We start from the raw sequence: 13,295 nt of genomic DNA on the forward strand, positions 1-13,295 counted from the left end.
TCTAATAAGGTGCGAGTGCCTCTTGTGGGTCAACCAGAGCCGTGCGGCAGCGGCGCGGCAGGCGGCCTCTGTGCCCCCGTCAGCCGTCGCTCATTGAGAACGGTAGCTACGCCGGGTCAGTGCCAATTTGAGGCAATCACAGCGTCCCGGTGAGGCGCCCCCCCTTTCCCGCGATCCGGCCACACCTTCGTTAGGCTGAGACCTCTCGGATATTCCAGCATCAGGAATATGACTTTGCGCTTCCCCGGGCTCAGGATGGAGGCTATCCTCGCCTGGGACCTGGAAGGACTAGCAGTTCACATGGGAAATTCGGGCAGGAAAACCTGCGTAGAAGAAGCTGCACGGTTGGATCTGGGAGGCACGCTGGCCCAAGCGATATTCCGGAGCCTGCTTGGTGTGATGTCAGGCAGCATGGGCATGGCAGCGCAGGGACTGTATTCCATTGGTGACGCCATCACCAAGAGCCTGACCCTCGCCAGCATCCGAATTTCCAAGATTCCTCCCAGCAAGACTTTTCCGTTTGGGGCAGGAAAGATTCTGTTCGTTACCTCGCTCATAATCGGAATATCCCTCATCGGGACCGGCGTCTTTCTCGCCAGCACGAGCTTCAATGAGCCGAACACCGTGGAGGCAACAGGCTCTCTGTTTGCCATCGTCGGCGTCATAGTCTCCGCTGCTTTTAGCGAACTAATGTCGCGCTATCTCTCTTGCGTCGCGACAGAAAATGACAACATTGCGCTCCGCTCTGCGAGCCGTGACAATCGCATCGATGCGATCACCTCCATCGTTGTAATCACCGGAATCGTTCTTTCCAATGCTGGGCTTGATGCTGCAGATCACATCGCTGCGCTCCTCGTCTCCCTGATTGTCATGAATATTGGCAGAATCATCGCATGGGATGCCATCAAGGGCCTTTTAGACGTCACTGTTCCGCGTGAAACCCTTGATGAAATAGCCCGTAAGTCACGGGCAACAAAGGGTGTTAGAGAAATAAAGTTGATCCGAGGCCGCAGCTTGGGAGAGTTCTGGGAAATATATATGCATGTTTCAATTGACGAGAAGCTGACGGTTGCTGAAAGCAACGCCATCGTCAACAACCTTAGAGAAAATATACTTGATAGTTTTTCGGAGGTTCAGCATGCGTGGATCATCACGGTGCCAGACACGAGCCAAAATGACGATGTCCCAGATTACTGGGCAGGTCATTTATTCGCGGACACGATAAAACAGGAGCCTGCGTCGCCAAGCCTTCATTCAGAATGATTTTACGCCATAGCACATGATGAGGCAGCATGGTTGACATATCAAAAGCGCGACTTGTTCACCTCCGATGGCTGCTTCAGCTTGAAAAGAAGATCCGGCACGAATCTGCGCCGGCACTTGAGTCCTGCCGGACATGCGAACTTGGAAAATGGATTTATTCAGAGGCACTCGAAAAATATAGTGCATATCCGGAAATATCATTTCTGGAGAAACGTCATCGGCCTTTCCATGAGACAGCTGATATTCTTGTGAAGTTATTCAGTGATCGCAATTTTGTGGAGGCCGAAGTCGCTCTCGACGAGTTGAAGCGCGATAGCCAAGATCTCATTTTCATGCTGACGATGTTCGAATATCGCTACACTGGGTTCAATGAGACCAGCTAAGCAGGAGAAAATCATGGCGAAGTCATCCAAGTCGCTTGTTTCCATGGACAAGATTCTGGAAATTTTAGCTTCGACCATTAGTATCGTTCTTGGATTATTCGGACTTAGCCAACACTACGGCTCCAATACGATAAAGCCATCGAGTATCTATTCCAGCGGCGATGCTGCTGAATTTTTGAAGATGGCTCGTCTGGATGTGCTTAAGCTCATCAAGAGTGGCGCAATCCAAGCCACCAAGGGTGGCAACGGCAACTATCTGATCGTCGGCCAGTCACTGATCAATTATCTGGCCTCCCCCACTGTGCCATCCACTGACTAATCTTTCGGGCCGGCGTATTGGCCTGGAATAATGGGTCCAGCCTCGGCGCACCACGAGCGGTGGCGGGGCATGCCCACCGGTTCCTCGTGAATTTGGACCTCGGCATCGGGATAGGCAGCAAGGATGAGGTCGATGGCTTCCTCGGTATAGCGATGCGCGTCACGCAGTGACAGATTGGGGTTCATTTCAACATGGAGCTGGATAAATATCTGTGGACCAGCGGAACGGGTGCGCAGATCGTGAACTCCCTTGACCTCCGGGTGGGACAAGGCCAGATCCCGGATTTTGTGCCGCTCGGTGTCGGGTAATTCGCCATCGAGTAGAATCCCTATGGATTCGCTCAGGATCGTCCTCGCGCTCCAGACCAGATAGAAGGCCACGCCGCATGCGAAGGCCGAATCCACCCAAAACACACCCGCCAGATCAGACAGCAGCAGAGAAAAGATGATGCCTACATGGATCATCACGTCTGAAGCATAGTGGATCGCATCGGCCCGAACGACCAGGGAGCCGGTCTTGCGGATCACATGGCGCTGATAGAGTAGTAACCCGATGGTCAGAACGATGACCGCCGCCATGGCCCATGCACCCAACTCGGCATGAGAAATGGGATGAGGGTGGCGCAAACGGTCAATGGCCTCGATCATGATCATAATGGCCACACCGAACAGGAAGACGGCTTCAGCCAGAACCGCCAGAGGTTCGACCTTTCCAAACCCGAAGCGATGGAACCGATTAGCTGGACTTAACGCCTTGCGAACCGCAACGAAGTTCATCAACCCAACGCTAAAATCGAGGATGGAATCCATCATCGAGGTCAAGACGCTTATGGAATCGGTTATGGCCCATGCCCCGACCTTCAAGCCAATCATGACGGTGGCGGTAGCCAAAGATGCTGCCGTCGCCGCTTTCTTCAGGCGGGCGACCTCTGAGGCCACGAGTGGGGAGAGGGTCATGGGCTGCGATCCTTTGAACGATAGCGATCCTGAGAAATCCCCCTCTGGCTGCTGAGGGTCAAATTCGGTCAATCGCCCCCGTCAACAAACGGATGATCAGAGCCGCCTCTTCATCAGGACGGAAGGAAGAAGCCAGGAAGAGCAGCCGTCGGCCAATGATTGAGAAAGTCGGGTGCTAATCCCAATCTATCACCTCTCGTCCCGCTTCCCACCAATCTTTCCCAAACTCTCCGAATAGCCAGGGAATCCGCCGTCTCCGATAATCCGAGGCATGTGGAAATCCCTTCTCAGTGCCGTTGGCCTCGACCGCCGCCGCTCGTTTGACGCGGCTGGTGGCGGTCGGCGTTGGGACGGCGCCCGCACCGTGGACGGCCTCAACGGCTCGATCCAGGCCGGCGCCACCACGGCTGCGCGGCGGGCCGGCTGGTACGCCCGCAACAACCCATGGGTGTCGGCGGCGGTGCAGTCGCTGGCCGCCAACGCGGTGGGGGCCGGCATCAAGCCGCGCTCGCGCCACCCTGATGCCAAAATCCGCGACACCCTGCATTCGCTGTGGGACCGCTGGACGGATCGGGCCGATGCCGCCGGCCTGACCGATTTCTACGGCCTCCAGGCACTGGCCTTCCGCGCCATGGTCGAAAGCGGCGAGAGCTTCGCCCGCCTGCGCATGGCCGAGGATGTGTCGCCACTCCCCCTGACCATCGACCTTCTCGACCGCGAGCAGGTGCCGATGGACCTTCACCGCGATATCGGGGCCGGTGCCCGCATCCGGGCCGGTATCGAGTTCGACGGCTCGGGCCGCCGCGTCGCCTATCATTGCCATGCCCATCGGCCCGGCGATGCCCTGGCACCGCTGTCGCTCGACACCGTGCGCCTGCCGGCCGGCGACGTGGCGCATCTATTCCAGCCGCTGGCACCGGGACAGGTGCGCGGCATCACCTGGCTGGCCCCGGTGCTGCTGCGCGTTCATGAACTCGACCAGTACGAGGACGCGGCGCTGGTCAAGGCCAAGGTCGCCGCGCTGTTCACCGGCTTCATCCGCGATCCCGACGGCACGGTGGCCGGCTTCAACGATGGCAGCGGCATCGGAGGGGTGCTCCAGGTGGGCATGGAACCAGGCAGCCTGATCCCGCTGCCGCCCGGCGCCGACATCCAGTTCTCCGATCCGGCCGATCCCGGCGATTACGGCGCCTATACCAAAACCCACATCCGGGCCATCGCCAGCGGGCTGGGCCTGCCCTACGAGTTGGTCTCGGGCGACCTCGAAGGCGTCACCTATTCCAGCATCCGCGCCGGGCTGGTGGAATTCCGCCGCCGCATCGAGCAGGTCCAGCACACAGTGCTGGTGCATCAGTTCTGCCGCCCGGTGTGGGAGCGCTTCGTCCGCCTCGCCGTCCTGGCGGGCCACCTGCCCGCCGCCGGCTTCGACCGCGATCCGTCCGCCTTCCTCGCCTGCGACTGGCTGCCGCCCAAATGGGATTGGGTCGATCCTCTGAAGGACGCGCGGGCCGAGATTGAGCAGATCAAGGCGGGGCTGAAGAGCCGAGGCATGAGCATCGCCGAACGCGGCTACGACGCAGAGGACGTGGATGCCGCCATCGCCGCCGACCGCGAGCGGGAAAAGCGCCTCGGCCTGACCATGGAGGCGCCCAACAATGGCTGACCTGATTACCCGCCGCAGCACCCTGGCTCCCGCCAGCATCGATGCCCAGGCCCGCACCGCCGAGGTGGTGTGGAGCACCGGCGCCGGTGTCCGCCGCCGCGACCTCTCCGGCCCCTATGAGGAACGACTGTCGCTGGCCCCCGATGCCGTGGACCTGTCGCGCCTGATCGGTGCCTCGGTACTCGACGCCCACCGGCAGGACGCGGTGCGCGACGTGCTGGGCACCGTGCGGACAGCCTCGGTCGATGGCCGCCAGGGCGTCGCCCTGGTGCAGTTCTCGGCCCGGCCCGAGGTGGAGCCGGTCTGGCAGGACGTGGTGAGCGGCATCCTACGCCACATCTCGGTCGGCTACACCGTCGAGCAATGGGCCGAGAGCCTGGACAAGGGCGTCCGGGTGCTGACCGCCATCCGCTGGACGCCCATCGAAATTTCCCTGGTCCCGACGCCGGCCGATCCCGGCGCCCACATCCGCATGGAGGAGAGAATGCCCGAACCCGTCCCCACCATCCCCGAGGGGGATGGTGTCCACACCCGCGCCGCCATCAATGCCGAAATCCGCTCCGTCGCCCGTGTCGCTGGGCTGGGGCAGGAATTCGTCGATGGCCTGATCGACCGTGACGCCAGCGCCGACGAGGCCCGCCGCGCCGCCTTCGCCGAACTGGCCCAGCGCAGCAGCCCCACCATCCGCACCGAGCAGGTGCGCGTCGAGCACGTCGCCAGCCACGACGATCCCGATGCCCGCGCCCGCGAGATGGGCGAGGCGCTGTATGCCCGCATCAATCCGGCCCATGCCCTGTCGGAACCGGCCCGACGCTACGCCTATTCCACCTGCGCCGAGATGGCGCGGGAACTGCTGACCCTGCGCGGTCATGCCGTCACCGGCCTGTCGCCCGCCGCCATGGTCACCCGCGCGCTGCACACCACCAGCGATTTCGGCATCATCCTGGGCGACACGGTGGGCCGCACCCTGCGCGCCGCCTATCAGGCCGCGCCTTCCGGCATCCGCCAGCTGGGCCGCCAGACCTCGGCCCGCGACTTCCGTGCCGTCAACAAGATCATGCTGGGTGAAGCGCCTTTGCTGGAGAAGCTGGGCGAGCACGGCGAGATCAAGGCCGGTACCATGGCCGAGGCCCGCGAGGCCTACAAGATCGAGACCTGGGCGCGCAAGATCGGCATCACCCGCCAGGTCATCGTCAACGACGACCTCGGCGCCTTCTCCGACCTTGCGCGGCGCATGGGCCAGGGAGCGGCCGAGACCGAAGCCCGTCTGCTGGTCGAACTGGTAGAGGCCAATTCCGGCAACGGGCCGAAGCTGTCGGACAACAAGCCGCTGTTCCATGCCGACCATGGCAACAAGGCGGGATCGGGCGCTGCCATCTCCGACACCACCCTGTCGGCGGCCCGGCTCAGCTTGCGTACCCAGAAAGGCATCGAGGATCGCATCATCCGGGTGACGCCCAAATACCTGCTGGTGCCGCCAGCCCTGGAGACCGAGGCCGAACGCTGGCTGGCCTCGGTGGCGGCGGCCAAGGCGGCCGACGTCAATCCTTTCGCCGGCTCGCTGACCATGGTGGTCGAGCCCCGCCTGTCCAGCGCCAACCGGTGGTATGTCACCGCCGATCCCGCCGAGATCGACGGACTGGAATTCGCCTACCTGTCGGGAGCCGAAGGCCCGCAGGTGGAGTCCAAGTCCGGCTGGGACGTGGATGGCGTCGAGATCCGGGTGATCCTGGATTTCGGCGCGGGCTTCGTCGATCACCGGGGCTGGTACGCCAATGCGGGGGCGGCGTAATGGCCGACCGCGACCAGCTTCTGGCTTGGCGGGAGGCGCTGCTGCGCGCCCGCTACGCCGGCACCCGCATTGTGGAATGCGACGGGCGCAAGGTCGAGTACCGCTCCGATTCCGAGATGGCAGCCGCCCTGGCCGATCTCGAGCGCCGCCTCGGCAGCAACGCACGCGTCACCCAGGTGCGGATCAAGTCCAGCAAGGGAGTATAAAGCATGAAGAACTTCATCCAGACCGGCGCCATGATCACCATGCCGGCCCCGACCGGTGGCATCGCCTCGGGCCAGGGCATGATCGTCGGCGGCCTGTTCGGCATCGCCGCCACCACCGCGCCGGAAGGCAGCAACGTCGAGATCGCCACCACCGGCGTCTACGACCTGCCCAAGGCCCCGGCGACGGTGTTCGCCCTGGGCGACCGGGTGGCGTGGGACGATGCCGTCAAGGTGATCGCCCCGCCTGCGACCGGGCTGTACCCGGTGGGCGTGGCCATCACCGCCGCCGGCAACGGCGCCATCGCCGTGCGAGTGCGTCTGGACGGGGTGGCGACCGAGGCTGCGTGATCGTGAATGGGAGCGCCGCCGATCAGGCGGCGTGTTCGCCCTCGTTGAAGGCTGCGTCAGTGATCCGCTTGAGGAGTTCGGCGTAGTGCGCCAGGGTGCCGACGTGGCCCCAGTTGATGTCGTCCGGGGCAAAACCGAAGTGATCGGCGCTGGCGTCCTGGAGCCGGGCCAGCATAGCGTCGATCTCGGCCTTGCGGGCGATGAAAGCGGCGAGGGCGGAATCCTTGGTCTTGGGCATGGTGGGCTCCGTTCATGGTGCCCACATGACGGCGTTGAACCGCCGCCCAGGCAAGTCCAATCTGTTGACATGGCGCTGACATGGCAGCTTTCCGCGCCCCCGGATGCGGGCCTCGGAGCAACGCCCTTCGCCGCGAACATCATAGCAACACAGGCAGATTCCCGTGTCGCATCGGTGTTGCACGGAATCGCCGTCACCGTCCGTAACTGTTTGGAATCGCGCGGTTTCGCGTTGCGTTCTCTTGCAACACGACCCCGGACATGGAAATGGCGCTAAGTCTTTGACTTAGCGCCATTAATTTGGTTGCGGGGGCAGGATTTGAACCTGCGACCTTCAGGTTATGAGACCCATATTTTGTGTTTCTCTGGACTTCCACACACACCTCACATTTTCGCATTTCTTCAACATATCAAAGTGACACGCCATATTTAGACCACTCTCGCTTTCGCACCACCCCGCTACATTTTGTGCCTCATTGAGTCCATGAGGAGTCCATGGATCGATGGCAATGAGCGCCATCACATCGCTCCACAGGGGGCTTTCCATACGAGTTCTTGCCTGCGTCACGACTGCGTACTACATATATGAAGGTCTGTGTCACAAGGCTGGAATTCCTCCCATGTCCACCCCCACGATCACCTTCCGGGTGAAACCCGATCGGCAGCATGCCGTCCGCGAGCTCGTCAACGCCATCAAGGATGATCCGGGCATGACGGCGGCCATGCTGGAATTCATCCGCACGCGGCCGTCCCTGGTTGGCAGCGACACCGCGATCCGTAACATCGGCCCGTTCCGCAACGAGGACGCGGCGTTGTCGTTCCTGGTCGGACGCCTCAAGACGGCGCTCCGTCCGGTGGCGCTTTTCCTGTTCGGCAGCCGCGCCGCCGGATCGGCGCGCCCGGACAGCGATTTCGACCTTCTGGTCATCCTGCCCGACGACGAAAGCGGCCCCCCGGACTATTTCGCCGCCTATGCGCCGGTGGCGGGCTGCGGCATCGGCGTCGACGTCGTGCCCTGCCGCCTCGCCGATTTCGAGGCTGAACGGCAACGGCCCGGCACCATTGCCCATGCGGCGGACAGCGCAGGCCGGTTGCTGTATGCCCGCCCCGGCTCTCCCTTCCGTGACCGCTGGCGCGGTCAGGCGGTCAGCCAATGACAAACCGGCGCCTCTCCGCCCTGATGACCGCTGCCGAGCGCGACATCGAAGCCGCGCGACGGTTGCTTCCCGAAATGCCCGATCAGGCGATCTTCCATGCCCAGCAGGCGGCGGAGAAGATGACGCGGGCGGTCTGCGAAGGCGAAGGACTCGCCGTCGGCCGCACACACAATATCGGACAGGCCGCCGGCTCCCTTCCAGACGGCCATGTTTTCAAGGAGGATCTTCTGGGCCTCGACAATCTGTCGGCGGCAGCCACGGCGTGGCGCTACCCCAGCCCCGGCGGCTGGTTCCCGGCCATGCCCGATCCGGGCGATGTCGAGGCCGCACTGGCCGACATCGAGGCGCTGCTGCCCGAGATCCGCGACTGGCTGTCCGAACGATAATCGCGGAAGGTCATCGTCGTGACATTGCCCTCGCCGTCCGCTATTGACGAACCCGCCCTGCGCTTGACGCCCCACGGACACCTGCTGCTGGACTCCGGCGACGGCCCGCTGGCCACGGCTTTTGCACGCGGAGCCGGTCACGGCTTGCTGCATCTGGGAGCCGGAAATGCCAAGGCGTTGCCGCCGACCCTGTTGTGGTGGCGCGATTTTGTCCGCCGCGCCGTGTCGGCCTTGTGCCATCAAGCCTCCACCGATATTCCGCCTCCGACCGAGGCCGAACTGGCGACCCTGGCGCTCACCGCGCCGATGATGAAAGGGGCCGAATACCTGACCCCCTCGGTGCTACGCGCCCTGTGGGATGAGATTGTGGCGGCGGTGGCGAGCTCTGCTGGCTCGGACTTGCAGGGCTTTCTGTCTTCCTTGAACCCGGCATGGAACACGGTGGGACGGGTCCATTTCAATCTGGCGGAGAACCGCCGCGACCCCGACTTTCCCTTCGCCTTCATGGCCACCTATACCACCGAGCTGGCAGCCAGCGGCCAGGCACGGCATGTACCGTTGGGCCAGGCGCTGCACGATTATGCCGCCGACCGTCCGCGGTTACTGAACCTGCTGCTCCCGGTAAGCCGCGCCAGCCAGTCCTGCCCCTGGCTGAAGGCGATGGTCGAGGACGGAGAAATTTACCATCCCTTGCGCTGGACGCCGTCCGACGCCGCCCGATTCATGGGCAGCGTGCCCGATCTCGACGCCGCCGGGGTGATCGTGCGCATGCCGGCGGGATGGGCCGCCGCCCGACCGCCGCGGCCCAAGGTCACCGCCGCCATCGGCAGCCGTCAGCCCTCGGCGCTGGGCCTGGACGGGTTGCTGGACTTTCGCATGGAAGTGACCCTGAACGGCGAGACGCTGTCGGCCGAGGACATGGATATTTTGCTGGCGGGGACCGACTCGCTGGTGCTGTTGCGCGGCCAATGGGTGGAGGTCGACCGCGACCGTCTGGACCGCGAGCTGCGGCGTTTCCAGGACGCCGAGGCCATGGCCGAACGTGACGGCCTGAGCTTCGCCGAGGCCATGCGCCTGCTGGCCGGCGCCGCTATCGCCGAAGACAGCCCCGACGAGGCCACCCGCCAATGGTCGCAAGTCACCGCAGGCCCGTGGCTGGCCGAGACCCTGACGGCGTTACGCGACCCCGCAGCCCTCGCCGAGCCGCTGCCGATGCTGAAGGCAACCCTGCGGCCCTATCAGAAGGTCGGCGTCCACTGGCTGCACCTGCTGACCGGGTTGGGGCTGGGCGCCTGCCTGGCCGACGACATGGGCCTGGGCAAGACCATCCAGGTGCTGGCGCTGCTGCTGACGCATCGGGGCAAAGGCCCCTCCCTGCTGGTGGCTCCGGCCTCGCTGCTAGCTAATTGGGCAGCGGAGATCGACCGCTTCGCTCCCGATCTGCGTGCCCTGATCGTTCATCCTTCGGCGATGCCGGCGGACCGGATCAAACAGATGCATGGCTTCGGTGACGTCGATCTGGTCATCACCTCCTATGGCACGCTATTGCGCTTGCCGGCAATGGCCGCCACCGACTGGAATTTCCTGGTGCTGGACGAGGCCCAGGCCATCAAAAACTCCAAGGCCAAGCAGACCAAGGCGGTCAAATCCATCAACGCCGCGGCGCGCATCGCGCTGACCGGCACGCCGGTGGAAAACCATCTGGGCGATCTGTGGTCGATCTTCGACGTCATCAATCCCGGCCTGCTGGGCAACGCCAAGCAGTTCTCCAGTTACGCCAAGGCCCTGGCCGCGCGTGAACACAACGCCTTTGGCCCGCTGCGCGAGTTGGTGCGACCCTATATCCTGCGCCGGATGAAGACTGACAAATCCGTGATCGCCGACCTGCCCGACAAGACCGAAATCAAGGCTCATTGCCTGCTAAGTCGCAAACAGGCGGCGCTGTACGCCCAGACGGTAGAGGATCTGGCCGAAGCACTGAATAATGCCTCGGGCATTCAGCGCAAGGGGCTGGTGCTGGCCACCATGATGCGGCTCAAGCAGATCTGCAATCACCCCTCGCAATGGCTGAATGATGGGGACTGGGCCGAAGACGACAGCGGCAAATGGTCGCGCCTGCGCGATATCGCCGAGGTGGTGGCAGCCCGCCAGGACAAAATGCTGGTATTCACCCAGTTCCGCGAGGTGACGGCGCCGTTGGAGGCCTTCCTGTCCGGTATATTTGGCCGGCGCGGGCTGGTGCTGCATGGAGACACGCCGGTCAAGGAGCGTAAGTCCCTGGTCCAGGCATTCCAGGAAGATGAGACGGTTCCGTTTTTTGTGCTTTCGCTGAAGGCAGGCGGGTCCGGCCTGACCCTGACCGCCGCCTCGCATGTGGTGCATTTCGACCGCTGGTGGAATCCGGCGGTAGAAAACCAGGCCACCGACCGCGCCTTCCGCATTGGTCAGAAGCGCAACGTTCTGGTCCACAAATTCGTCTGCGCCGGCACCGTCGAGGAAAAGATTGACGCCATGATCGAGGCCAAGAAATCCTTGTCAGAGGAATTGCTAAGCGGTTCGGCCGAGATCAACCTGACCGAGATGAACGATGACGACCTGCTGCGCCTCGTCGCTCTTGATCTTGCCGCCGTTGCGAAGGAGTGACACGCATGGTGCGATGGGCGCCCTATGTCCCGGTGGCCGAACGGCGCAAGAAGGCCGAACGGGAAATGGTCAAGCGGCGCAAGGCAGGCCAGGCGGTGTCGCCGGTGGTCATCACCGGCCGCACCATCGCCTCCTCCGCCTGGGGCAAGGCATGGTGCGACACCATGGAGAGCTTCGGCGATTATGACAACCGCCTGCCGCGCGGGCGTACCTATGTCCGCAACGGGTCGGTGGTCGACCTTCAAATCGCTGCCGGCAAGGTCACCGCCCAGGTCGCGGGATCGTCCCTCTATGCGGTGACCGTGACCATCCACCCCCTGCCCAAGAGCCATTGGCAAATTCTGCGCAAGGACTGCGCAGGCAGCATCGACTCGCTGGTCGACCTGCTGCAGGGGAAACTGTCCAAGCCGGTGATGGAACGATTGTACCGCCCGGGCACCGGCCTGTTTCCCAAATCCTCGGAGATCAAGTTCTCCTGCTCTTGCCCCGATTGGGCCTCCATGTGCAAGCATGTGGCGGCGACGCTCTACGGCATCGGCGCCCGCCTCGACCACCAGCCCGAACTGCTGTTCACCCTGCGCGGCGTCGATCACCACGAGTTGATCACCGATTTCGGTCATGAAGTCCCGTTGACCAAGGCGCCTCCATCCTCGGCCAACATCCTGGAGACCGACGACATGGCCGCCCTGTTCGGCTTGGACATGGCCGCCTCACCGGTTCCGCCCACGGAGGCCCCGTCCCAGCCGAAGCCCGCTGCCCGCAAGAAGAAATCCGCGCCCGCAAAGGCCGATATGGAGCTGACCGCAGATGGCTATGTGAAGTGGTGGAAGGATTGAAGTCGGCTAAATTCTGTATCGCAATATTGTTGCAGGGGCATCGCCAGAGCACTTATTAACCGCAATTCCTGGCCGATCGGCATTTTGTCAAATTACCTGAAGGTCGCATCTCGCAAAGCTGCAGAAACGCTGGAACTGCGACGGCGGGACATCGACCGGGAACCGAGTAGGGTTCATAGAACTGGGAAAAATGGCGGATTTCTGCGGGATTGATCGAAAATGCATCCACCGGATGCCCGTACCCAGCTTTTCGCTCCCTTGTCACTCCGCTTCGCAGGATTTCGCTCTGCTACTTCCAGATTATGAGACCCATATTTTGTGTTTCTCGGCTTTTCCACGCACCCCTCACGTTTTCGCTTTTCTCCGCCATATCAAAGCAATAGCCCAAATCAAATCCACTCTCCCTTTCGCACCGCCGCGCTACATTTTGTGCCTCATTGAGTCCATGAGGAGTCCATGGATGAATGGCGGTAAGCAATCTCCAATCGCATCATCGCCAAGCCTCTGAATCCTGATTGCGAGCGGCTTCGAAAGACTCCGCACCACTTCGACAACACATTGACTCAACTTGATTATTTATTCAATCACCCTTCAGTGTGGTCCGCAAGAAGGCCGCGCGCCGCCCACCGTAACCACCTGAAGGCCCCTGCCCCATGCCCAAGATCACCAAGAGAATTGTCGAAGCGGCCGAGCCGCGGGAGAAGGACTACATCATCTTCGACAGCGATCTGCCCGGCTTCGGCATCCGCATCCTGCCCAGCGGCAAGCGCTCCTACATGGTGCAGTATCGCGCCGGCCGGACCTTCCGGCGAATGAGCCTCGGAATGCACGGCATCCTGACCACCGAGAAGGCCAGGACCGAGGCCATGAAGGTGCTGGCCGCCGTGCAGGATGGCAACGACCCCGCCGCCGCCCGCGACAGGGCCCGCCACGACCCCACCCTGAAGGAACTGGGTGAGCGGGTTCTCGCCGACCATGCCGAGCATCACTGCAAGCCGGGCACGGTGGTCGGCTACCGCTACTACCTCAAGACCTACATCAATCCCCGCGCCGGAAAGCTCCAGGTAGCTGCTATCACCCGGGCCGACATCGCCCGCCTTCACCGC

14 protein-coding genes are annotated in these 13,295 nt (G+C 62.7%); 12 read left to right on the forward strand and 2 right to left on the reverse strand.

Features of this window, described 5'->3' with window-relative positions:
* Nucleotides 1-228: 228 nt before the first annotated feature.
* Genes mamV through mamR form a run of 3 tightly spaced genes read left to right on the forward strand, consistent with a single transcriptional unit; the run spans nt 229 to nt 1,965 of the window.
* On the forward strand, nt 229-1,263 hold the full coding sequence (gene mamV, locus MTBLM5_RS15025; RefSeq protein WP_173976889.1) for a CDF transporter MamV: 1,035 nt from the start codon (nt 229-231) through the stop codon (nt 1,261-1,263).
* Nucleotides 1,264-1,292: 29 nt separating this feature from the next.
* Nucleotides 1,293-1,646 carry a CZB domain-containing protein gene (locus tag MTBLM5_RS15030; protein WP_173976890.1) on the forward strand — a complete coding sequence of 118 codons (354 nt, stop codon included), beginning with the start codon at nt 1,293-1,295 and terminating at the stop codon, nt 1,644-1,646.
* Nucleotides 1,647-1,659: 13 nt separating this feature from the next.
* Nucleotides 1,660-1,965, forward strand: coding sequence for a magnetosome protein MamR (mamR, locus tag MTBLM5_RS15035; protein WP_173976891.1), 306 nt, complete (start codon nt 1,660-1,662; stop codon nt 1,963-1,965).
* On the opposite strand, the gene MTBLM5_RS15040 is transcribed toward mamR, so the two are convergent.
* Nucleotides 1,962-2,921, reverse strand: coding sequence for a cation diffusion facilitator family transporter (locus tag MTBLM5_RS15040; protein ID WP_173976892.1), 960 nt, complete (start codon nt 2,919-2,921; stop codon nt 1,962-1,964). The two genes, mamR and MTBLM5_RS15040, sit on opposite strands and share 4 nt — an antisense overlap.
* A gap of 271 nt (nt 2,922-3,192) precedes the next feature.
* Here MTBLM5_RS15040 and MTBLM5_RS15045 point away from each other — a divergent pair, with 271 nt between their 5' ends.
* The 4 genes from MTBLM5_RS15045 to MTBLM5_RS15060 are packed head-to-tail and all read left to right on the forward strand — an operon-like array spanning nt 3,193 to nt 6,930.
* A complete protein-coding gene (locus tag MTBLM5_RS15045) occupies nt 3,193-4,584 on the forward strand; it encodes a phage portal protein (RefSeq protein ID WP_254431080.1) in 1,392 nt (463 codons plus the stop codon).
* Nucleotides 4,577-6,376, forward strand: a complete 1,800-nt coding sequence (locus MTBLM5_RS15050; RefSeq protein WP_173976893.1) for a prohead protease/major capsid protein fusion protein — start codon at nt 4,577-4,579, stop codon at nt 6,374-6,376. The genes MTBLM5_RS15045 and MTBLM5_RS15050 overlap by 8 nt, the downstream gene beginning before the upstream one ends.
* A complete protein-coding gene (locus MTBLM5_RS15055; RefSeq protein ID WP_173976894.1) occupies nt 6,376-6,582 on the forward strand; it encodes a phage head-tail joining protein in 207 nt (68 codons plus the stop codon). The genes MTBLM5_RS15050 and MTBLM5_RS15055 overlap by 1 nt, the downstream gene beginning before the upstream one ends.
* Before the next feature lie 3 nt (nt 6,583-6,585).
* On the forward strand, nt 6,586-6,930 hold the full coding sequence (locus MTBLM5_RS15060) for a DUF2190 family protein (protein ID WP_173976895.1): 345 nt from the start codon (nt 6,586-6,588) through the stop codon (nt 6,928-6,930).
* A gap of 22 nt (nt 6,931-6,952) precedes the next feature.
* Here MTBLM5_RS15060 and MTBLM5_RS15065 read toward each other — a convergent pair whose 3' ends face one another.
* Nucleotides 6,953-7,168 (reverse strand): hypothetical protein, encoded by a 216-nt coding sequence (locus MTBLM5_RS15065; RefSeq protein ID WP_173976896.1) that lies wholly within the window; start codon nt 7,166-7,168, stop codon nt 6,953-6,955.
* A 619-nt stretch (nt 7,169-7,787) separates the two neighbouring features.
* Between MTBLM5_RS15065 and MTBLM5_RS15070 the strand changes: the two genes are divergently transcribed.
* The 5 genes from MTBLM5_RS15070 to MTBLM5_RS15090 all read left to right on the forward strand — a co-directional run.
* Complete coding sequence (locus MTBLM5_RS15070; RefSeq protein WP_173976897.1) at nt 7,788-8,324, forward strand: nucleotidyltransferase domain-containing protein; 537 nt, start codon at nt 7,788-7,790, stop codon at nt 8,322-8,324.
* A gap of 23 nt (nt 8,325-8,347) precedes the next feature.
* Nucleotides 8,348-8,710 (forward strand): HEPN domain-containing protein, encoded by a 363-nt coding sequence (locus tag MTBLM5_RS15075; protein ID WP_068504234.1) that lies wholly within the window; start codon nt 8,348-8,350, stop codon nt 8,708-8,710.
* Between the two features lie 18 nt (nt 8,711-8,728).
* Entirely contained in the window at nt 8,729-11,353 is a 2,625-nt protein-coding gene (locus MTBLM5_RS15080; protein WP_254431081.1) for a DEAD/DEAH box helicase, read from the forward strand.
* Between the two features lie 5 nt (nt 11,354-11,358).
* On the forward strand, nt 11,359-12,189 hold the full coding sequence (locus MTBLM5_RS15085) for a hypothetical protein (protein ID WP_173976898.1): 831 nt from the start codon (nt 11,359-11,361) through the stop codon (nt 12,187-12,189).
* Nucleotides 12,190-12,842: 653 nt separating this feature from the next.
* The coding region (locus MTBLM5_RS15090; RefSeq protein WP_173976899.1) for an integrase arm-type DNA-binding domain-containing protein at nt 12,843-13,295 on the forward strand (453 nt) is incomplete at its 3' end.

The sequence above is a fragment of the Magnetospirillum sp. LM-5 genome (assembly GCF_902729445.1).
Lineage (GTDB): Bacteria > Pseudomonadota > Alphaproteobacteria > Rhodospirillales > Magnetospirillaceae > Magnetospirillum.

What these genes read in the sequence shown, in the direction of transcription:
- MTBLM5_RS15075 (WP_068504234.1), top strand. Translation starts at nt 8,348, where the DNA reads ATGACCGCTGCCGAGCGCGACATCGAAGCCGCGCGACGGTTGCTTCCC.
- MTBLM5_RS15045 (WP_254431080.1), top strand. Translation starts at nt 3,193, where the DNA reads ATGTGGAAATCCCTTCTCAGTGCCGTTGGCCTCGACCGCCGCCGCTCG.
- MTBLM5_RS15065 (WP_173976896.1), bottom strand. Translation starts at nt 7,168, where the DNA reads ATGCCCAAGACCAAGGATTCCGCCCTCGCCGCTTTCATCGCCCGCAAG.
- MTBLM5_RS15030 (WP_173976890.1), top strand. Translation starts at nt 1,293, where the DNA reads ATGGTTGACATATCAAAAGCGCGACTTGTTCACCTCCGATGGCTGCTT.
- MTBLM5_RS15060 (WP_173976895.1), top strand. Translation starts at nt 6,586, where the DNA reads ATGAAGAACTTCATCCAGACCGGCGCCATGATCACCATGCCGGCCCCG.
- MTBLM5_RS15050 (WP_173976893.1), top strand. Translation starts at nt 4,577, where the DNA reads ATGGCTGACCTGATTACCCGCCGCAGCACCCTGGCTCCCGCCAGCATC.
- MTBLM5_RS15085 (WP_173976898.1), top strand. Translation starts at nt 11,359, where the DNA reads ATGGTGCGATGGGCGCCCTATGTCCCGGTGGCCGAACGGCGCAAGAAG.
- MTBLM5_RS15055 (WP_173976894.1), top strand. Translation starts at nt 6,376, where the DNA reads ATGGCCGACCGCGACCAGCTTCTGGCTTGGCGGGAGGCGCTGCTGCGC.
- MTBLM5_RS15070 (WP_173976897.1), top strand. Translation starts at nt 7,788, where the DNA reads ATGTCCACCCCCACGATCACCTTCCGGGTGAAACCCGATCGGCAGCAT.
- mamR (WP_173976891.1), top strand. Translation starts at nt 1,660, where the DNA reads ATGGCGAAGTCATCCAAGTCGCTTGTTTCCATGGACAAGATTCTGGAA.
- mamV (WP_173976889.1), top strand. Translation starts at nt 229, where the DNA reads ATGACTTTGCGCTTCCCCGGGCTCAGGATGGAGGCTATCCTCGCCTGG.
- MTBLM5_RS15040 (WP_173976892.1), bottom strand. Translation starts at nt 2,921, where the DNA reads ATGACCCTCTCCCCACTCGTGGCCTCAGAGGTCGCCCGCCTGAAGAAA.